A 20,078-nucleotide genomic window follows, 5' to 3' on the forward strand; every position below is an offset into this window, starting at 1 on the left:
GCCGACCTAAACGAAGGAATCCACCCCATGCCCGAACGGCACGAGGAAATGTTGGCGCAGATCGCCAGCGAGTACTACCTCGAAAACACCTCGAAGGTCGAGATCGCCAAAACCCACGGGATCTCCCGCTTCCAGGTCGCCCGCTATCTTGATGAGGCACGCCACGAAGGCATCGTGCAGATCACCATCCGTCGCCCTGCAGCCGTACCCGTCGAAGAAGCGGAACTGGCCCGCGCCCTGGGCATCACGTCGGTGACCATCGCTCCGACCCCGACGGGAGCCCTCGACGAACGCGACCGACTGGCCCGTGCGGCAGCAGCAGTCGTCGCCGGGGTCGTCACCGAGGGGTGCCGACTGGGGGTCTCCTGGTCGCGCACCTTGCAGGCCATGGCCGGCCACCTGCCAACACTGCCCGGTTGTGACGTCGTCCAGCTCGCCGGCTCCATCACGGTCACCGGCGGCAGCGGTTCGGGGGCGCTGATCCATCGGCTCGGGGCAGCAGCCGGTGGCCGGACCTGGCCCCTGCCGGCCCCGCTCATCCTTGAAACGGCCGAGACGGCAGCGAGTCTGCGCCGCCAGCCGGAGATCTCCGACGCCCTGAAGGCGGCAGAGGACCTCGATGTCGCCGTCGTCGCCCTGGGCGATTGGGTCCCCGGGAAGTCAACCGTCTATGAACGCCTCTCCCCCACCCAGCGTCAGGCCGCCACCGCGGCGGGCACCGTCGCCGAATGCTCGGGCCGACTGCTGGCCGCCGACGGTTCAGCGGCCGCGGCAGGGGTCGATGATTGTGTCATCGCCGTCTCGCTGGCCCAGCTGAAAGCCACCCCGCAAGTCGTGATGGTCGCCCCCAGCCCGGACGGTGTCGCGGGGGTCCGCGCTGCGGTGGCCGCCGGAATCGTGAACCATTTGGTCCTCGGCCCATCACTGGCCCACGCCCTGGCCACGGAACTTGACCTGATTGAAGCAACCGCGACGGAGGATCCAGCATGAGCGACGTCGTCGTCGGCATTGATTCCTCGACCCAGTCCTGCAAGGTGCTGGCCCTGGATGCCGCCACCGGGACCGAATTGCGTTCGGCCAAGGTGGCCCACCCCGATGGGACCAGCATCGATCCGCGGATCTGGGCCTCCGCCCTTCACCGCGCCTGGAAAGAAGCAGACCCTGCGGGGGCAGGTACGGTGATCGGCGTCGGGCTGGCCGCCCAACAACACGGCATGGTCGCCCTGGACGTGTCCGGGGAACCGGTCTTCGAAGCGCTGTTGTGGAACGACACCCGCAGCGCTCCCGAGGCCGCGGCCATGGTCTCCGACCACGGGGCGGATTTCTGGGCCCGGGAAGTGGGATCGGTGCCGGTGGCCTCCTTCACCCTGACGAAGCTGGCCTGGTTGGCCAGGAACGAGCCCGAAGCCGCGGCACGGGTACACCGCGTGGTGCTGCCCCACGATTATCTGAACCACGTGCTCACGGGCCGCTGGTTCACCGATCGCTCGGATACCAGCGGCACCGCCTACTACCACCCCGCTACCGGATACCTCCCGGAACTGCTGACCGAATATTTCGGTCGCGCCCCCGAACTACCCGAGGTGATCGCCCCGGATGCCGTCGGAGGCCGTCTCCTGCCCGAGTTCGGGGCCGACGGTGCGGTCGTCTCGGCGGGCGCCGGCGATAATGCCGCAGCCGCCCTGGGCCTGGGCCTGCAATCCGGGGAAATCGCCGTGTCGATCGGCACCTCGGGCACCGTTTTCGCCTCCGTACCAGATCGCCCCACCGCGGATGCCACGGGGGCGGTGGCCGGTTTCGCCGATGCCACCGGTGGCTATCTCCCCTTGCTCGCGGTCATCAATTCGGCTCGGGTGATGGCCTCCACCGCCGAACTGCTGGGCGTTGGGCTGGCCGAATTCGACCGGCTCGCCTCCTGTGGGGACCCGTTGGCCGGAGGACTGAACCTCATGCCCTATTTCGATGGCGAACGCACGCCGAACCTCCCCGGGGCCACCGGGAGCCTGACCGGAATGAGCCGGGCCTCGTTGACCCGGGAGAATCTGGCCCGGTCCTCCGTCCTGGCCGTGATGAACTCGTTGGCCGATGCCGCCGAAGCCCTCTCCGAGGTGTCCCGACCGGCCCAACGGGCCCTACTGATCGGCGGTGGCGCGCGATCGGCATCCTTGCGCGCGGTGGCCCCCGAACTGCTGGGTATCGACGTGGACGTCCTGGAAGCCGGCGAATACGTGGCACTCGGGGCCGCCCGCCAGGCGGTGTGGTCAGCGACGGGCGAACTTCCTGCCTTCGAACGCCGGATCGAGACCCGACTCAGCCCCTCCGGAGCCGGCTGGGGCGCGCAATCCCGCAACCTCTACGCCACCGAACGCACCCGCCTCTACGGGGTGTAGGCCCCTCGTCGAGGCAGTAGCAGGGAGTTGGAGTCCTACGTCCAGCCATCCGCGCGCAAGGTGCGCAACAAAGCCAGCGCCCCGCCGTCGTCCAGGATGGCCAGCGCCTCCAGGTAGGGCCGGGTGAACTCCTCCTGGTCGGCCAGATCGCCAAAGAGTTCCCGGTCGCGCAGGAACGCCAACGGGTCCTGATCCTGGGCGGCCGCCGCCGCCAGGACCCGGTCGCGGAGCCGGTCCACGACCTCGATGGGTTGCCCGGCCTCGTCCACGCCGCGGGCGTAGCGGGCCCAGGAGGCGACGATCGCGGCGCTGAGGCGCACCGCACCGCCGTCGGACAGGTTCGCACGGATCACGGGGACCAGCCAGGTGGGGATCCGGTCGGAGGATTCGGCGGCCAGACGGGCCAGGGTGTCCTGGACCTGTTCGTTGGCAAACCGTTCGATGAGTTCGTGCCGGTACGCGTCCAGATCGATCCCCGGCACGGGCTGGAGGGTGGGGGTGGCTTCGCGTTCCATATAGGCGAGGAGGAACTCGACGAGCAGCGGGTCGGAGCAGGCCTCGTGGGCGAAGCGGTAGCCCGCTAGATAACCGAGGTAGGCGATGCCCTGGTGGCTGCAGTTGAGCAGGCGCAGTTTCATCAGCTCATAGGGTTCGACGTCGTCGACCAGCTGGACTCCTACCGACCCCCAGTCGGGGCGCCCGGTGGGGAATCTGTCCTCCAGGACCCATTGAATGAAGTCCTCGCAGACCACCGGCCAGGCGTCTTGAACCCCGTATTCGGCGGCAATGGCAGCCCGGTCGGCCTCGGTGGTGACCGGGGTGATCCGATCGACCATGGAGTTCGGGAAGGGCACCTGCTCGGCCACCCACGCCCCGAGCTCCGGATCCTTCAACCGGGCAAAGGTGGTGAAGACCTTCGCGGCCAGATGCCCGTTGCCTTGGATGTTGTCACAACTCATCACCGTGAACGGTTCGATCCCGGCGGCTCGGCGGCGACGCAGGGCCTCGGTGACGAACCCGAACGTGGTGGTTGGCACGGCCCCCTCGGCCAGATCCGCGGCGACGGCTGGGGTGGTGGCATCAAATTCCCCGGTGGAGGGGTTGTAGTTGTAGCCGCCCTCGGTCACGGTGAGCGACACGATCCGCACCTCCGGGTCGGTGAGCTGCTCCAGGACCAGCTCGGGTTCGTCCGGGGCATAAAGGTAACGGGCGATGGAACCGATGACCCGGGCATCACGGGTTCCGTCGGGGGCCTTGGCCACCAAGGTATACAGCCCGTCCTGGTCGGACATGACATCGCGCATGCGCTGGTCGTGGGGCATGAGCCCAACCCCGCAGATGGCCCAGTCCAGGTCCTGACCCGCGTTCATCAGCGCGTCGAGATACATCGCCTGGTGGGCCCGGTGGAATCCTCCGACGCCGAAATGCACGATGCCGATCCGTCGTTGCCCCAACGGATACCCGGGCACGGAGACCGGGTCCTTCAGTACGGGCAGGGCCCCGGCATTCAGACGAGTCATGATGTGCTCCGATCGTGATGTAGCTAACAATCAAGAGCATAACATATGAGCATCTCACCATACTCAAATGAGCATACGAGTGAAGGGTGGCCCACTTGCTAGGGTGGGGCTTCGTGAACAGCTCAGATCCTTCCCGCGGTAATTCGGTGTGGCGCGCCCCCGGAATGCCGGCATTGCTGTCCCTGACGGCCGCCGGATTCGCCGGATTCGCCGCCCTGCTACCCATGGCCCCGCTGTGGGCCGTCCGCGGCGGCGCCGACGAGGCCGGATCCGGCCTGGTCAATGGCGCACTGCTGCTGACCACCGTCCTGACCCAGGGGTTCGTCCCCCGGCTGCTCCAGCGTCTGGGCACTGGTCGCGTTCTGGCTGCCGGCCTGCTGCTGCTCGGCGGACCGTCCCTGCTCATGCTCCTCTCCGACCAGCTCGGCTGGATCCTGGCCCTGTCACTGATCCGTGGGGTGGGGTTCGGGATCCTGACGGTCACCGGTTCCGCGGCGGTGGCCCACCTGGTGGCACCGGCGAGGCATGGTGCCGCCATCGGCGCCTACGGCGCGGCGATCGCAGTACCCCAACTGCTCCTGCTGCCTGCAGGACCCTGGTTGGCCGACACGATCGGCTTCTGGACGGTCTTCGCCCTGGGGACCCTGCCGCTGCTGGGCATCGTGGCGGCCCCGCGACTGGCGCTGGCCCTACGTGAACGCGAAGCCGAGCAATCCCGTCGCCGCCCGGCCCCGGCGACCCCGGCCGAGGAGAACACGACGACCGGGAAGCGACGGGCCCCCCGGCTTCCGGGCGGACTGCTCCGTCCCATGCTCCTGCTGCTGGCCGTCACCCTCGCCGGTGGGGCACTGATCACCTTCGTCCCGCAGATGAGCTCCTCGCCCGCCGCGACGACCGGGGGACTGGCCCTGCTCACCGCGACCGCGGCCCTCAGCCGGTGGCGTCTGGGCGCCTGGGCCGACCGGCACGGGACGAAGGCCTTCCTGTGGCCGCTGGTCCTGCTCACCGCCATCGGGCTCGTGCTTGCAGCCTGGGCCGTGAAGGATCCCGACGCGACCCGCGTCCCCCTGCTGCTGGTGGCCATGACGATCATCGGCATCACCTACGGAGGCCTGCAGAACCTCACGTTGCTGCTCTCCCTCTCGGCGGTGAGGCCCTCCCAGTACGGGACGGCGAGCGCCGTCTGGAACATGGGCTTTGATGCCGGAACCGGTCTGGGATCGGTGCTCGTGGGAGCCCTGGCCGCAGGGCTGTCCTTCCCCATCGCCCTGTTGGTGGCCGCCGGAATCTCGCTGGCCACTCTGCCTCTGGCGCTCATGCGCCAACGGGCGGCTCCTTCGGCCTAGGCTCAGGGGATGAAGAACACCGAGAAGGCGGCCGCAGAAGCCCGCAAGGCAGCTCGCAGCGAGTGGTTCGAACGCGCGGCCCGACTCGGCTACGTGGCCAACGGGGTGCTGCACGGCATGCTGGGCCTCCTGGCGTTGAACGTGGCCTTGGCGCGTGGCGGGGACGCCGACCAGTCGGGCGCCATGAGGGCACTCTCCGCGCAACCCGGGGGCGGGATCCTGATCTGGCTCTGCTTCCTGGGCTGCCTCCTGCTGGCAATCTGGAGCCTGACCCAGGCCGTCGTTCCCAGCCACAAGGGTGCCGGCTTCATCGTTAAACAGGCGGGCACCGGCGTCGTCTTCGCGGCCATCGGCACCACGTTCGGCAGCTACGCCCTCGGCGCCGGAAAGGACTCCTCCCAACAGAGCACGTCCATTTCGGCCACCCTGATGTCCTCACCCGCCGGAAGCGTCGCCCTGATCATCGCCGGTCTGGTCGTCATCGGCGTCGGGATCTACTTCATCTACTCCGGCGTGGCCAGAAAGTTCACCAAGAGCCTGCGCCGGCCCTCCAGCCCCACGGTGCAGCGCACCCTGATGATCCTGGGCACCGCGGGTTACGTGGCCAAGGGGCTGACTCTGGCCGCGCTGGGACTGCTGATCGTCGTCTCCACGGCACAACACGACCCCGAGGACTCCACCGGACTGGACGGGGCCCTGAAGGCAGTGCGCGATCAGCCGTTCGGGTCCTTCGCCCTCATCGCGATCGCCGTCGGCCTGCTGGCCTACGCCCTCTTCTTGTTCATGCGCTCGCGCTATGACGAGATGAAACAGGGTGCCGGGCTCTAGGAGCGCATCAGGTTGCGCCGCTCGATCGCCGGGCAGGCATCCATGACCACATCCAGCCCGGCAGCCGTGGCGCGGGCCGCAGCGGCCTCATCGACGACCCCGACCTGCAGCCATACGGCCTTCGCGCCGATCTCGATGGCCTGGTCCACGACCGCTCCGACCCGCTGCGAGTTCACGAAGCAGTCCACGACGTCGATGGTCCCGGGGATCTCGTCGAGCCGGGTGTAGCCCCGCTCCCCGTGGACGGTGTCCCCCTTCAGCGAGACCGGGACGATGTCCATGCCCAGGTCGTCACGGATGATCCGTGCCACCCCGACGGCGGCACGCAGCGGATTATTGGATAGTCCGACGATGGCCCACCGGGCCTGGGTGGTCAGCAAACGCCGGATGGTGTCCGGATCGTTGATGTGGTGCTGGCGCAATTGCGGACCGTCGGTCCCACCGTCACCGAGCACCGGTTCGCGCAGCACCGGCTCCGAGAGCACCGGATCGGAGACGTTCAGCACCGGTTCGCCGGTGCGCAGCTGCGGATCGGTGGTGCCCAACGGCGGGCCCTCGACCTCGGGGAGCTCGGGTTCGGCGACCGCGCCGCGGCGGCCCGTCCGCCCGGATTCCGTGCCCTCCGACCCCGGTTCCCCGGCGGTGGAGGGTGGGCGGACCGGTGCCGCGGGGATGTCGACATCTGCCATGTCGACCTCCGGGATCTCGGCGGCGGGGATCTCCAGATCGGGGATCCCGGCCAGATCGGCGGCGGACGGTTGGTTCTGCGGTGCTGGTTCCGTCATGGCCACCACCCTACAAGGCCCGTCGACGCCCGTCAGCCCACCGGGGTTGCCTGCTGCGTGGCCGCTGCCGAGCAACCGGAGAAAGCTCCCCGGTAGACGGCGGCCGGGTGGTTGTCTTCCAGAGTGGCGCCCCGGCCGAAGACCTTTTCCCGCAGGGTGCCGGGCGCGTACTCGCTTTGGGCCAGACCGCGGGCCCGCAACTCCGGCAGGACCCCCTCGATGAAGTCGGTATAGGAGCCGGGAAGTATCTGGTTGACGATGTTGATCCCGTCGATCCCGGCGTCCTGCCAGCGCTCGAGTTCGTCGACGATTTGTTCGGGGGTCCCCGAGATCTGTTGTGCTTTCGCCCGCGAGCGGGCCAGATCCCCCACGGTCGGCTTTCCGCCGGGCACCGAGGCGATGACCGCTTCGAGGATTCCGCGGGCCCCTTCGGTTTCGATATCGCCCAGCGGGGTGTCCAGGTCCAGGCCCCCCAGGTCCACGCCGATGCCCCCGCCGATATGGGCGATCAGGGCGTGGGGGTCCAGGTAGTCGTCGTACTCCGCCTCCTTGCGCCGGACCTCGGCCTCGGTGCTGCCCACCACGAAGGACAGTCCTGCGAAGATCTTCGCGTCCCCCGGTGACCTGCCCGCTTCGGCCTCCAGCGCCCGGATGGCCGTGGCTTGTTTGCGCACGTAGTCGGTGGTCGGGGCGAACAGGAACGTGGCCTCGGCATGGGTGGCAGCGAAGGCCTTGCCTCGCGGTGAGCTGCCGGCCTGGAAGAGGAACGGGGTGCGCTGCGGGCTGGGCGAGCACAGATGCGGGCCTTCGATCGAATAGCGCGGGCCCTGGTGGTGGATCTTATTCACCCGGGCCGGATCGGCATAGCGGCCGTCCTGCTTATCGGCCAGCACCGCCCCGTCCTCCCAGGACCCTTCCCACAACTTATAGACCGCCGCCACGTACTCCTCGGCCCAGTCATAGCGGTCCGCGTGGGCGGCCAGGCCCGTCGCCCCGAAGTTGCGGTGGGAGTTCTCCAGCACGCTGGTCACGATGTTCCAGGCCACCCGGCCACCCGAAAGGTGGTCCAGGGTGGAGAACTGGCGGGCCATCTGGAACGGTTCGGACTGCACCACCGAGCTGGTCAGCGCCAAGCCGATCTGTGAGGTCGTCGCGGCCAGCGCGGAGGCCAGCACCAGCGGGTCGTTGGAGGGAACCTGGAGACCCTTCTCCACCAGGGAGGCCCACCCGCCCTCATGGTTGCCGTAGAGGCCCGCCACGTCGGCGAAGAACAGGGCATCGAATTTGGCGTCCTCGAGTTGGCGGGCCAGATCCACCCAGAGTCCGAGTTCGTTATAGCGGTGCTGTTGCGCCTCGGGGTGGCGCCACTGGCCTCCCAGGATATGGCTGGGGGTGTTCATCACGAAGGCGCTCAGCAGCAGGCGCGGGCGGTGGTGGGTGCTCATGTTCGGTCGTGGCCCTTCGGGGTCGTGGTGGCTTCACCGATGCTGTTCAGGCCGGTGGGGATGGTGGCGTTGATATGGAAGTCACCGACGGAGCGGGCCTTGAAGGCCGCCGGGTTGTGGGTGGCCACGGTGCGGGCGTTGCGCCAGTGCCGGTCCAGGGATTTTCCGCGGCTGGTGGCGGAGGCCCCGGTGACGTCGAAGAGGGCCCCTGCGGCGTCGAGCACCAGCGGCGGGACAGCCACCTGGGCTTTCTGCACGGCGAGTTCGGCGCGCAGGAATGCCGCCTCGGTGTCCAGGCCCAGGGCCGGGTCGACGGCGGCATCCAAGTCGCGGGCCGCGGCCGCGACCACTGCTTCGGCGGCATAGACCCGTGCGGCGAGGGTCCCGACGTGTTCCTGGATCTGGGCGTCATCGCGGAAGAGTCCGCCGGAGCCGGTATTGAACGTGCGGGTGCGGGCGGCGACGAGTTCGGAGGCGTCGCACAGGGCGGCCCGGCCGATCCCGGCCAGCACGGCCAGCAGGACCAGTTGGAAGAACGCCGGTTCCAGCGTGCTGGTGACCTTGCGGGAAATGATGTTGGAGGACTCGACGGCCACGTTGTCGAAGATCGCGGTTCCGGTGCCGGTCAACGGTTGGCCGAAGCCGTCCCAGTCATCGTGGATGGCCACCCCGTCGGCATCGGTGGGGACGACGGCGTACTGCCGGCCTTCGACGCCCTCGGTACTGGCCAGCACCACCACCCAATCGGCGAAGATGCTGCCGGTGGTGTAGTACTTCGCACCATTGAGGACCCAGCCGCCGTCGTGCCGTGTCAGTTTCGTCGCCGTGGTGCCCAGGGCGTTGCCGCCGCGTTCGGTGGCCGCGTTGCCGAAGATCTGCCCGGCCAGCACCCGCGGGAACCAGGTGTCGCGGAAGTCCCGCGGCTGCAAGGCAATGGTTTCGACGAAGGAAAAATGTGATCGCAGCAGATGGGCCACGTTGGAATCGGCGGCAGCCAATTCCACCAGCAGCCGGAACAGGTGTTCATGGTTCACCGGGTCCCCGCCGTATTCGGCCGGCACCCGCAAGGTGGTGAAACCGGCCTCCTGGAGGCACCCGACTTGTTCGAAGGGAAGCACATGGTCCTGTTCGCGGGCGACGGCGTCGACGGCGATGGCGTCGAAGACGGGGCGGAAGCGTGCGGCCAGGGCAAGATAGCGGGCTTCGGAGCCCTCCGGTACGGGGGTGTCGAAGGCCGGTGGGGTGGTGGTGGTTTCACTCATGGTCGTTCCTAACTGACGAGGGTATGTTCGGGCTCGGAGACGGGGCAGGCGTCTTGGCGTGCGTCCAGATCCCGCGCACTGGTTTCGGGGGAAAGCAGGGTGGTGACGACGGTGAGCGCGCCGACCGCAACGAAGTAGGCGATGACCCAGATCGGGCTGCCGCCGCCGGCGGCCAGCAGCGCGGTGGCCACCAGCGGGGCCAGGCCACCGCCCAGGACTGAACCGATCTGATAGCCGATGGACACCCCGGAAAAGCGGACCCGGGTGTCGAAGAGCTCGGAGAAGAACGCCGCCTGCGGCCCATACATCGCGTCGTGGCCGATGTTCATGCCCAGCACGACGGTCAGCACGATCAGCACGAAGCTGCCGGTATCGAGCAGCGGGAAGGCGATCAGGGCAACCAGGATGCTGAATATCCCGCCGAAGAGGTAGGTGCGCCGGCGCCCGATCCTGTCCGATACCCAGCCCCAGAACGGGACGGTGACCAGTCCGAGGGCGGAGGCGATGAGAATGGCCTGCAACCCGGTTTCGCGGCTGATTCCGCCCTGGGCCAGGTAGGTCAGGATGAAGACCGTGTAGACGTAGTAGAACGCGTTCTGGGCGATGCGCAGCCCGGTGGTCAGGGCGACTTGGCGGGGATGGGTGCGCAGCGATTCCAGCACCGGGCGGCGGGAGACCTGCTGCGTTTGAACCACCTGTTTGAAGGAGGCGCTGTCCTCGATCCTCAGCCGCACCACCAGACCGACGACGACCAGCAGGATGCTCGCCAGGAACGGCAGCCGCCATCCCCAGGCCAGATAGGCGGCATCCGGCAGGGCTGATTCCAGTCCCAACAGCACCGCCGTGGCCAACAGCATGCCCGCGCTCGGGCCGATTTGGGTGGCGCTGCTGGTCAGTCCGCGGCGTCCGGGGGCGGCGTGTTCGACGGTCATCAGGGCGGCTCCCGCCCATTCGGCACCGTAGCCGATGCCCTGGGCCACGCGCAGGATCAGCAGTAGCGCCGGGGCAATCCATCCGGCAGTGTCGTGGGTGGGCAGCAAACCGATCGCCGTGGTGGCGATACCGGTCAGCAGCAGGGAGGCAACCAGCACGGTCTTGCGTCCGATCCGATCCCCGTAGTGCCCTCCAAGAAGCCCACCAATGGGGCGGGCGATGAACCCGACGGCATAGGTGGCGAAGGCCGCCATGGTCCCGACCAACGGGTCGGCCGGTGCGAAGAACAGCGGGCCGAAGACAGTCGCCGCGGCGAGCCCGTAGAGCACGAAGTCGTAGCCCTCGATCGTGGTGCCGATGAAGCTGGCGACGGCGACGCGTGAACGCATCCTGCGGGTTGGCGGGGTGGGCGTGGTGGTGGTCATGGTGGTTCCTTTCCATCGGTCCCGGCGGAAGCACCTGCCCGAAACGGGTGGTTGCTGCGGAGTCAACGAGCCAGGTCTCTCGTCCGCTCTGGATGGTGGTTCTCGTAGGTGCTGCTAGCTGGTGGCCAGTTGTGCTACCGCGAGCCGGTAGTCGGCGGCCCGGTGGCTGTCCTTGACCCGGTCCCCGGCGCCGAAGAGCTTCTGGCGCAGGGTCCCCGGCGCGTATTCGGTGGGGTAGGCACCCAGGGCCTGCAGTTCGGGGATGACGAATTCGACGACATCCTCGAAGGTGCCCGGGGTGATGGCGTAGGCAATATTGAAGCCGTCCACGTCGGTGTCCTGGACCCACTCAACGAGCTTCGCGGCGACCTGGGCCCCGTCACCGACGGTGACCGGGCCGAAACCGCCGACGCCGATCCATTCGGCCAACTGGCGGATGGTCCACGGTTTGCCGTCATCCCCGGAGGCCTTCTTGAACGTCTCCACCGAGGACTGGATGGCATTGGACTTCACGTCCTCACCGATCACGTCGTCAAGGTCGTACTGTGACATGTCGATTCCGGTCCAGCCCGAGAGCAGGGCCAGCGACCCGTTGATGTCGGCGTAGGAGGCATAGTCGGCGTATTTGTTCTGCGCCTCCTCGTCTGTGGCAGCGGTGATGATCGTCTGCATCGTGTAGATCTTCACGTCGTAGCGGTCGCGGCCGGCGGCCTCGACATTGTCCCGGATCCTCCGCACGGTGTCGGTGAGGATTTCTTTGGTCGGACTATTCACGAAGACGGATTCGGCGTTCGCCCCCGCGAATTCCAGGCCGCGCGGGGAGGCACCGGCCTGGTAGATGACCGGGGTGCGCTGCACCGAGGGTTCGGTGATGGCAATGCCCGGGACCTTGAAGTACTTGCCCTCGTGGCCGATCTCGTGGACCTTCGACGGGTCGGTGTAGACCCCCGATTCCCGGTCGCGGAGAACGGCGTCGTCCTCCCAGGAACCCTCGAGCAGCTTATAGACCACTTCGAGGTACTCATCGGCGTGGTCGTAGCGTTCGTCGTGTTCCATCTGGTCTTCCTGGCCCATGTTCCTGGCTGCCGAGGGCAGGTATCCGGTCACCACGTTCCAGCCGAGGCGGCCGTTGGTCAGGTGGTCCAGGGTCGCCAGTCGGCGGGCGAACGGGTAGGGGTGTTCGTAGGCGGTTCCGGCGGTGACCCCGAAGCCCAGGTTCTCGGTGACGGAAGCCATCGCGGAGACCAGCAGGAACGGGTCGTTGACCGGGACCTGGGCGCCGGCGGAGAGCGGGGTGGAGTTGGTGGATCCGTAGACGTCGTAGGTGCCCAAGACGTCCGCGATGAAGATCCCGTCGAACAGCCCCTTCTCCAGCGTCTTGGCCAGCTCGGTCCAGTAGCCCAGTTCCTTATAGCGCCACGCCTGGTCCTGCGGATGACGCCACAGCCCCGGCGATTGGTGGACCACGCAGTTCATGTCGAAGGCGTTCAGGCGGATCCGGCGGCGTGCTGGTGTGGTGCTCATTTTTCTCCTTCAGGGGTCTTGAGGTCGCCGACGGCGCCGAGTTTGCGCGGCGTCGCGGCGTTGACCTCGTAGTCGCCGACGATGCGGGACTTGTACATGGCGGGGTTGTGGGTGGCTATGGTGCGCGCGTTGCGCCAGTGGCGGTCCAGGTTGCAGGCGGTGGAGGTCGCCGAGGCGCCGAGGCCGTCGAAGAGCTTGCTGGTCGCCTCGAGCACGAGTGGTTGGATGCTCGTCTGGGCCCGGTTGGCGGCCAGCTCGCTGACCGCGTACTGCTCCGCGGGGCTCAGCCCCGGTTGGCCGATCACCGATTCGAGTTCGGCGATGGCGGCCAACAGGATCGCGTCCACGGCACAGGCGGTCGCCGAGATCTCTCCGATGACCTGCAGGACCTGGGGTTCATGCCGGGAGGGGACGCCGGTTCCGGTGGTGAAGGCTCGTTCACGCAGTTGGGTGTGGGCGCGGGCGTCGGCGAGGACCGCCCGGGCGATACCGGCCTGGACGGCGAGCAGCACCAACTGGAAGATGGCCGATTCCGGGTGGACGTCCAGCACCTCGGGGTCCAGGAGCGTATCCACGGGAACCCGGGTGAATCCGGTGGTCCCGGTGCCGGTGAGTTGTTGGCCGAACCCGTCCCAATCGTCGTGGATGACCACCCCCGAATGCTGGGTGGACACCACCGCGACGTGGCGCCCTTCAACCGCCGGCGCCATGGCGGTGACCGCCACCCAGTCGGCGAAGAGCGTCCCGGTGCAGTAGTACTTCTGCCCCGTGAGCAGCCAGCCGGCCTCGGACTGTTCGACGGCGGTGTTCAGGTGGCCCAGGTCGTTGCCGCCGCGCTCGGTGTAGGCGTTGCCGACGATCTGCCCGGCGACGAAGCGGGCGAACCAGCGCGCCTTGACCGCCTCGTCGTGGAGCAGCAGCACCGATTCGACGAAGCCGATATGGGCCCGCAGCAATTGGGCGATCTGCGAGTCGGCCTCCCCCAGCTCGATGAGCAAGCGGAAGGAATCAACCAGCGAGGCGCCGAAGCCGCCGACCTCCCGGGGGACCCGCAGGGCACCGAAGCGGGCCTGGTTGAGCCAGCCGACCTGTTCGAAGGGCAGGATCCGCCGGGCATCTCGGTCGGCGGCGCCATCGGCGATGCTGGCGAACACGGGTCTGAAGACCGCCGCGAGTTCGTCGTAGTGTCCGTCGGCGGGCACGCCGGGGGTCAGTTTGATCAGGTGTCGCGGGGTCACTTCGTCGATCGGCAGGGCAGCCACAGAACATCACTCCATCGGTTCCGGCGTGAGCACCTTCCTCCCGACGGATCGGGAAGGGGTTGCTGCGGCGTCACGGAGCCAGATCTCTCGGCCGCTCTGGATGGTTGTTGTCTCCATTGGGCCACATCATGGGCCCTCAGCGCCACCGTTGGAGTCAACGGAAACCACTTTTCCGGGGTGTTTCAGCCCAGGTTCCGAGCCCCAGGCAATCCAAGCAACATCGAATATTTCCGTTATTTGCACGGGTTCTGGACACGAAAGTTCAATCCGGGCACCTCGCAGGAAACATCAATGAAATATTTCGCAACGCGTCGTGTGAAGTTGCTTCTTCTGGTGCCGGTGGCCTTTAGTGGAAAGGTACCCATCCCGAGCGGCCGAGAGATCTGGCTCCGTGACGCCGCAGCAACCACGCCGAACAAGGCCCCGCCACCCCGCGGAACCCGTCACCGGCGAAGGTGCTTCCGCCAGGAACGATGGAGCTGAGTTCATGAGCATTGCCCCGACCCGTACGACCGACGCACAGCAGACCCGCCTCGGGGGCTCCGTCTCCCCGAAAGCCCACGACAAACGCATTCGTTCCCAAGGGACGTGGCAGGGATCCATGCGGACGAAGATCCGGATCCGGGCCTTCGGCTTCGAAGTGGACGAGCCCGAACCCGTTGGCGGGACCGATACCGCCCCCACTCCCATGGAATACATGGTCGGCGCAGTCAACGCATGCCTGGGCGTGGTGGTCGAACAGATCGCCGAGGAACTGCAGATCGGTCTCGAAGCCATCGAGACCTATTGCCTGGCTACCCAGGACACGCGCGGATTCGCCGGTACCGCCGATGTCCAGCCCTTTTTTCATTCCTGCCGGATCGCCGTCCACGTCCAGACCGGAGAACAAGATGCCAGCCGGTTGGACCAGCTGACGACGTCCGTGGAATCACGTTGTCCGGCGCTGACCCTGATCCGCGCCGCCGGCGTTGTCGTGGATCTCCGCTGGCATTTCGCGGAGTTGATCGATGTCGACGCTCCTGAAAGGGAATGCAACAACGCGGATGCCCTCTCTCGCGGTCTCGACTCGCGGTCCCGAAAGGTGGAGCAGTGACATCGGCGGGCGCATGGACCATCGGCTTAGCCGTGGGCTATACGGCTCTTTTGCTCTTTGGCGGCCGCTGGTCCCGCGTGCGCGCAGGGCGTCCCGGCGGACAGGGCTTCTTCGATGGCGGCCGTTCCTTCAGCCCTTGGACCGTCGCCTTCTGCATCACGGGGCTCTTCTCGGGCTCTTCATATATTTCCATCATGGAACTCAGCTATCGGACCGGGATTTCCGCTGCCTGGTACGGAGTGGCCGAAACGGTGCAAATTCTGCTGATCGCCTTGTTGCTGGTGAAACCGCTGCGGGAGAAGCTCGTCGTGACGGTCACCGGCATCATCGGTGATCGGTTCGGTCGGGCGGCTAAAGCCATCGCGGGCGTCATTACGGCGGTCACTTTCCCCATGTGGTCGGTGGCCACAACGATCGCCTTCGCCTCGGCTTTGACGGCGTTCACCGATTTGCCGCTGCAATGGACGGTCACTGCGACCGCGCTGCTTCTGTTGGTTTTTCTCTGGTCGGGCGGCATGAGGTCCGTGGCATTCAATCAGACGTTGAACTGCCTGGTCTTCGTCGTCATGCTCGTCATCGCGGGCTTCGTAGTGTTGTCGAATCCCGGCCCCGGCGGTTGGCAGGAATTGGCAGCCACCCGTCCGGCGATGGTCGACCCCGGAAATGCCGGGCTGTCCCTCATCGTCGCCTGGTTTGGGACATTCATCGTCAATGTGCCGCTGGCGCAGGCTGCCTTCCAAATGACCATGTCCTGCCGCTCTCCGCGTGACGGCCAGAAGGGCCTGTATGCGGCAGCCCTCTTCGGGATCCCCTTCATCGTCCTCGGTGCCCTGGTGGGGACCTCCGCAGCCATTGCGGTTCCCGACCAGGAACTTGGCCTCGTGGCTGTCCCCTATTACATCAGCGAGACCCTGCCGGCGCCGCTGGTCGGCCTCTTCTTCCTTGGCGTCTGGGCCTGCGCCATGGGCTGGGCGGGGCCATGCCAGTTTTCCGGAGCCACGTCCCTGGGCCGTGATGTCGGCAGCGCATTACGCCCCAAGGCCACCGAACAAGATCTGGTTCGCTACACCCGGTACTCCTTGGTTGCCCTGACGGCCTTGATGATCCTTTACGGGATCCTTCGCACCGAGCAGGCTGCCTGGTGGAACGTCCTTGCCTGGACCTTGCGCAACGGGGCCACGTTGGCGCCGGTTCTCGCGGTCTTCCTTTGGCCGTTGGCCAGCCGTCGGGCAGTACATGCAGCCATGCTTTCCGGGTTCCTTGCCGGCATTGCCTGGAACCAGCTCTCGGGCTGGTCCGCCACAACGTTCTTCGCAGGAATCCATCCCGTGTGGGTTGGAATGGGCATCAACCTTGCAGTCATGGTCGTGGTCACGCTGGTGACCGTGCCCTGGGAATCCACCCCGGATCGAAAACGACGAACGGCCGGCATCCGCTACACCGCGGGTGGAACGTTGGTCGCTGCAGCACTGCTGACGTTCGGAGAATGGCTGGGACATTTCGGGCTTCTGGGGCTGGGACTCTTCACCGCCGTGACCCTCTACTCACTGGCGATCTTCAATCTCACCGTAGGAACCACCCGCCGGCAGCACCTGCCCACCACGGAAGAAACCATCCCGGTTTCCGCCTAGGACCCCACCGGTCATCTCCCGGGGGCCGCTACCCACCGCGGGGAAGCCTTACATGGCCCCGCGTCATACTGCCCACCCGATTGGAGCACCCATGACCAACGTACCGACAATGGACTCCCCCACTGCCGACGCCCAGCTCGATGTCCTGAACGCCGAAGCCGCACGCCTGGACTTCTGGGCCGAGGCCGCGGCACGCCTGGACTGGACCGAACCCTGGCATACGATCCACAGCACTACCGCCGTGGACCCGGTGGCCCGCCGGGGCCCCGAACTACGCTGGTTCGAGGGCGGGAAACTCAATGCGGCGGTGAACTGTGCCGACCGGCATGTCGCCTCCGGCCAGGGGGAGAAGGTCGCCCTGCATTTCGAGGGCGAACCCGGGGACCGGCGCAGTGTCACCTACGCCGAGCTGACCGGCATGGTCAGCCAGGCGGCCCACGCCTTGACCTCCCTGGGCATCGGCGTCGGGGACCGCGTGGTCATCTACCTGCCGGTGCTGGTGGAGACCATTGTCATCACCCTGGCCTGCGCCCGGATTGGTGCGGTGCATTCGCTGGTCTTCGGCGGCTTCTCGGCCGAGGCCCTGCGATTCCGGGTCGAGGACACCGGGGCGAAGCTCCTGGTCACCACCGACGGCCAGTTCCGCCGCGGAACCGCGGTGCCGGTCAAGGCCCACGCCGACGCCGCGGTGGCCGGGGACAACGCCATCGAACACGTATTGGTCATCCGTCGCACCGGCAGCGGGATCGCGTGGACCGAAGGCCGGGACCTGTGGTGGCACGAGGTGGTCGAGAAGCAGCCGCGCACCCACGCCGCCGAGGCCTTCGACGCCGAAACCCCGCTGTTCATCATGTACACCTCGGGGACCACCGGGAAGCCCAAGGGTCTGGTGCACACCACCGGCGGCTACCTCACCCAAGCCTCCTGGAGCCACGAGTTCCTCTTCAGCCATCCGGACCCCGGCCAGCGGGACCTGGACGTGCACTGGTGCACCGCCGACCTGGCCTGGGTCACCGCCCACACCTACGAGATCTACGGACCACTGTCCAACGGTGTCACCCAGGTCCTCTACGAAGGCGTCCCCAACGCCCCGCATCCGGGACGGCACTTCGAGATCATCGAACGTTATTCGGTGACCAGCTACTACACGGCCCCGACCCTGGTGCGCTCGCTCATGGGCTGGTTCCCGGACGGTATCCCCGCCGATCACGACCTCTCCTCCATCCGGATGGCCGGCACCGTCGGGGAGGCCGTGAACCCCGAGGCCTGGCGTTGGCTGCGCACCCAAGTCGGCCGCGATTCCGTGGTTCCCGGTGAGCCCAATGCAGGCATCCCGATGGTCGACACCTGGTGGCAATCCGAAACCGGCGCCACGGTCCTCTCCCCCCGCCCCACCGACATAAGCTTCAAGCCCGGCTGCGGCACCCGCGCACTTCCCGGGGTGGCCACGGACATCGTGGACGAGGACGGCGCCCGGGTCCCGGCGAACGTGCAAGGGAACATCGTGCTCACCGCCACCGGCCCGGCCATGGCGCGTACCGTGTGGGGCGATCCGGAACGCTACTTCACCAGCTATTGGCAGAAGTACGCCGCGCAGGGCTGGTTCCTTGCCGGAGACGGCGCGAAGTACGACGACGACGGCGACATCTGGATCCTGGGGCGCACCGATGATGCGGTGAACATCTCGGGTCATCTGCTCTCGACCATCGAGATCGAATCAGCTCTGGTCTCCCATGCGGGGGTCGTCGAGGCGGGGGTCTGCCCCTCCGTCGATGCCACGACCGGCCATGCGGCAACGGCGTTCGTCGTGCCCCGCGACAAGGCGCTCCTCGGGGGCGGCACCAGTTCCGGGTCGACGCCCTCGCAACTGGCCGCCGCCGCCGATCTGCGCGCTCACGTGGCAACCCAGATCGGCCCGATCGCCAAACCGCGCGACATCGTTTTCGTCCCCGATGTCCCCAAGACACGGTCCGGGAAGATCATGCGCCGGCTATTGACCCAACTGTTCGAAGGATCCGCGTTGGGCGATACGACGAGCCTGCAGAATGAAGAGTGCCTGCCCGCCCTGCAGCGAATTTGTACCGCTGGCTGATCATTCGGTGTCCGACACCGACACCTTCCGCTGGTAGCCGCGCTGGGTCAGGTGGTCACTGACGTCCTCTTCGGTCCAGCAATCGATGTTCTTGATTTCCGGCATGTCGGTGGCCAGGAAGACCGGGTCCAGGCCCTGGGCCCGTTGGGCGTTGTAGTGGCGCAGGAGCTTGAGTGCGGTGGGTGCCAGGATGGTGATCACCACCAGGTTGATCATGGCAATGAAGACCATCGTGACCCCGGCCAGCGACCAGGCCAGGTCAACGGAGATCACGGACCCGAGGAAGACGACGGCGGTGACGGCGAGCGCGAAGAGGGTCCGCACCCGCTTGTTCCGGGTGATGAAGTTGACGTTGGCTTCCCCGTAGGAGAAGTTGCCCAGCACCGAGGTGAAGGCCAGCAGGAACATGATCACCGCCAGGGCGATCGCCGCCCACGCCCCCAGGTTGCCGACCAGGGATTCCTGCACCATCACCAGGCCTTCGCCGCCTTGTCCGAGGTCCGGGAAGGCGATGAGGACGATGAACGCGGTGATCGAGCAGATCAGCAGCGTATCGAAGTAGACGCCCAGCGTCTGGGTCAGTCCCTGCTTGACCGGGTGGCTGACCGAGGCGGTGGCGGCGACGTTGGGGACCGAGCCCATGCCGGCTTCGTTGGAGAGCATGCCGCGCTGGACGCCCTGGACGATGGCGACGCCGATGCCGCCGCCGACGGCTGCCTTGACGTTGAAGGCCCCGTCGACGATCTGGCCGATGACGCGTGGGAGCTCTTCGAAGTTCATGAGCACGATCACGAGGCCGAAGCTGACGTAGATCAGTGCCATCAACGGCACCAGGTTCTGCGCCACGAAGGCGACGCGGCGCATCCCGCCCAGGACGATGGCGGCGGTCATGCCGGCCAGCAGCAGCCCCAGGGCCCAGGGTAGCCAGGTCACGGATTCCGGATCGGTGAAGGTGCCGACCGCGCCGGTGACGGCGTCGACGATGGTGTTGGACTGCAGCGAGGTGAAGGCCAGCGCGAAGCAGAAGATGAACAGGGTGGCGAAGAAGACGCCGAAGCCCCGGCTGCCCAGGCCGCGGTGGATGTAGAAGGCCGGACCGCCCTTATAGGTGTCTTCGCCCCGGGTCTTGTAGAGCTGGGCCAGCGTGGATTCGATGAAGCTCGCGGCGCTGGTGAACAGGGCCATGATCCACATCCACATCACCGCACCGGGCCCGCCGATGAACAAGGCACCCGCAACGCCCGAGACGTTGCCGGTCCCGACGCGGGCTGCCGCGGAGACGATGAACGCCTGGAACGCCGACAGCGATTTCGTGTTGCTGTCCTCGTCTCGTTGCGCTTTTTCCGTGATGGATTTGAACATGGCCGGCAGCATGCGGAACTGGACGGCTTTGGTTCGAAGGGTGAAATAGAGCGCCAGAACGACGACGACGGGCATGCCGTTGAAGGTCCACAACCAGCCTTCAGAGGTACCGAGCCAGTCATTCAGGTTCGCGAGAGTCATTGAGAAACCGTATCAGAACCTGTGGTATATAGCACCGGT

Annotated in this window: 15 protein-coding genes and 2 riboswitches; of the genes, 7 read left to right on the top strand and 8 right to left on the bottom strand. The window is 66.9% G+C overall.

Going from position 1 to position 20,078, the window contains the following annotated elements; translation table 11 throughout:
* Nucleotides 1-27: 27 nt before the first annotated feature.
* Together ACT3UE_RS08340 and ACT3UE_RS08345 are read left to right on the top strand one after the other, a co-directional pair.
* The gene (locus tag ACT3UE_RS08340) at nucleotides 28-990 is read left to right on the top strand and encodes a sugar-binding transcriptional regulator (RefSeq protein ID WP_444555345.1); all 963 of its coding nucleotides are present in this window, start codon (nucleotides 28-30) and stop codon (nucleotides 988-990) included.
* Nucleotides 987-2,390, top strand: a complete 1,404-nt coding sequence (locus ACT3UE_RS08345; protein ID WP_444561721.1) for an FGGY family carbohydrate kinase — start codon at nucleotides 987-989, stop codon at nucleotides 2,388-2,390. The genes ACT3UE_RS08340 and ACT3UE_RS08345 overlap by 4 nt, the downstream gene beginning before the upstream one ends.
* A 35-nt stretch (nucleotides 2,391-2,425) precedes the next feature.
* Here ACT3UE_RS08345 and ACT3UE_RS08350 read toward each other — a convergent pair whose 3' ends face one another.
* Nucleotides 2,426-3,910 carry a mannitol dehydrogenase family protein gene (locus ACT3UE_RS08350; protein ID WP_444566513.1) on the bottom strand — a complete coding sequence of 495 codons (1,485 nt, stop codon included), beginning with the start codon at nucleotides 3,908-3,910 and terminating at the stop codon, nucleotides 2,426-2,428.
* 113 nt (nucleotides 3,911-4,023) lie between these two features.
* Here ACT3UE_RS08350 and ACT3UE_RS08355 point away from each other — a divergent pair, with 113 nt between their 5' ends.
* Both ACT3UE_RS08355 and ACT3UE_RS08360 read left to right on the top strand, forming a co-directional pair.
* Nucleotides 4,024-5,256, top strand: coding sequence for an MFS transporter (locus tag ACT3UE_RS08355; RefSeq protein ID WP_444555348.1), 1,233 nt, complete (start codon nucleotides 4,024-4,026; stop codon nucleotides 5,254-5,256).
* Between the two features lie 9 nt (nucleotides 5,257-5,265).
* Nucleotides 5,266-6,084 carry a DUF1206 domain-containing protein gene (locus ACT3UE_RS08360; protein ID WP_444555349.1) on the top strand — a complete coding sequence of 273 codons (819 nt, stop codon included), beginning with the start codon at nucleotides 5,266-5,268 and terminating at the stop codon, nucleotides 6,082-6,084.
* Here ACT3UE_RS08360 and ACT3UE_RS08365 read toward each other — a convergent pair.
* From ACT3UE_RS08365 to ACT3UE_RS08390, 6 genes are all read right to left on the bottom strand, one after another.
* Nucleotides 6,081-6,506, bottom strand: coding sequence for a CoA-binding protein (locus tag ACT3UE_RS08365; RefSeq protein ID WP_444566519.1), 426 nt, complete (start codon nucleotides 6,504-6,506; stop codon nucleotides 6,081-6,083). The two genes, ACT3UE_RS08360 and ACT3UE_RS08365, sit on opposite strands and share 4 nt — an antisense overlap.
* A gap of 395 nt (nucleotides 6,507-6,901) precedes the next feature.
* Nucleotides 6,902-8,314, bottom strand: coding sequence for an LLM class flavin-dependent oxidoreductase (locus ACT3UE_RS08370; protein WP_444566514.1), 1,413 nt, complete (start codon nucleotides 8,312-8,314; stop codon nucleotides 6,902-6,904).
* The gene (locus ACT3UE_RS08375; RefSeq protein ID WP_444566515.1) at nucleotides 8,311-9,576 is read right to left on the bottom strand and encodes an acyl-CoA dehydrogenase family protein; all 1,266 of its coding nucleotides are present in this window, start codon (nucleotides 9,574-9,576) and stop codon (nucleotides 8,311-8,313) included. The genes ACT3UE_RS08370 and ACT3UE_RS08375 overlap by 4 nt, the downstream gene beginning before the upstream one ends.
* Before the next feature lie 8 nt (nucleotides 9,577-9,584).
* Nucleotides 9,585-10,934, bottom strand: a complete 1,350-nt coding sequence (locus ACT3UE_RS08380) for an MFS transporter (RefSeq protein ID WP_444555352.1) — start codon at nucleotides 10,932-10,934, stop codon at nucleotides 9,585-9,587.
* Nucleotides 10,935-10,943: 9 nt separating this feature from the next.
* Nucleotides 10,944-11,033, bottom strand: a riboswitch (SAM riboswitch).
* A 15-nt stretch (nucleotides 11,034-11,048) separates the two neighbouring features.
* The gene (locus ACT3UE_RS08385; RefSeq protein ID WP_444566516.1) at nucleotides 11,049-12,458 is read right to left on the bottom strand and encodes an LLM class flavin-dependent oxidoreductase; all 1,410 of its coding nucleotides are present in this window, start codon (nucleotides 12,456-12,458) and stop codon (nucleotides 11,049-11,051) included.
* Complete coding sequence (locus ACT3UE_RS08390; protein WP_444566517.1) at nucleotides 12,455-13,720, bottom strand: acyl-CoA dehydrogenase family protein; 1,266 nt, start codon at nucleotides 13,718-13,720, stop codon at nucleotides 12,455-12,457. The genes ACT3UE_RS08385 and ACT3UE_RS08390 overlap by 4 nt, the downstream gene beginning before the upstream one ends.
* A gap of 8 nt (nucleotides 13,721-13,728) precedes the next feature.
* A riboswitch (SAM riboswitch) is annotated at nucleotides 13,729-13,827 on the bottom strand.
* A 380-nt stretch (nucleotides 13,828-14,207) separates the two neighbouring features.
* Here ACT3UE_RS08390 and ACT3UE_RS08395 point away from each other — a divergent pair.
* The 3 genes from ACT3UE_RS08395 (at nucleotide 14,208) to acs (ending at nucleotide 18,536) form a co-directional block, all read left to right on the top strand.
* Nucleotides 14,208-14,813 carry an OsmC family protein gene (locus tag ACT3UE_RS08395; RefSeq protein ID WP_444555355.1) on the top strand — a complete coding sequence of 202 codons (606 nt, stop codon included), beginning with the start codon at nucleotides 14,208-14,210 and terminating at the stop codon, nucleotides 14,811-14,813.
* A complete protein-coding gene (locus ACT3UE_RS08400) occupies nucleotides 14,750-16,444 on the top strand; it encodes a sodium:solute symporter family protein (RefSeq protein WP_444561719.1) in 1,695 nt (564 codons plus the stop codon). The genes ACT3UE_RS08395 and ACT3UE_RS08400 overlap by 64 nt, the downstream gene beginning before the upstream one ends.
* Nucleotides 16,445-16,535: 91 nt before the next feature.
* Complete coding sequence (gene acs / locus ACT3UE_RS08405; protein ID WP_444555357.1) at nucleotides 16,536-18,536, top strand: acetate--CoA ligase; 2,001 nt, start codon at nucleotides 16,536-16,538, stop codon at nucleotides 18,534-18,536.
* Here acs and ACT3UE_RS08410 read toward each other — a convergent pair whose 3' ends face one another.
* Nucleotides 18,537-20,039, bottom strand: coding sequence for an alanine/glycine:cation symporter family protein (locus ACT3UE_RS08410; protein ID WP_444566518.1), 1,503 nt, complete (start codon nucleotides 20,037-20,039; stop codon nucleotides 18,537-18,539).
* Between the last annotated feature and the right edge of the window lie 39 nt (nucleotides 20,040-20,078).

Source organism: Arthrobacter sp. 179 (assembly GCF_052379645.1).
Taxonomy (GTDB): Bacteria; Actinomycetota; Actinomycetes; order Actinomycetales; family Micrococcaceae; genus Arthrobacter_H.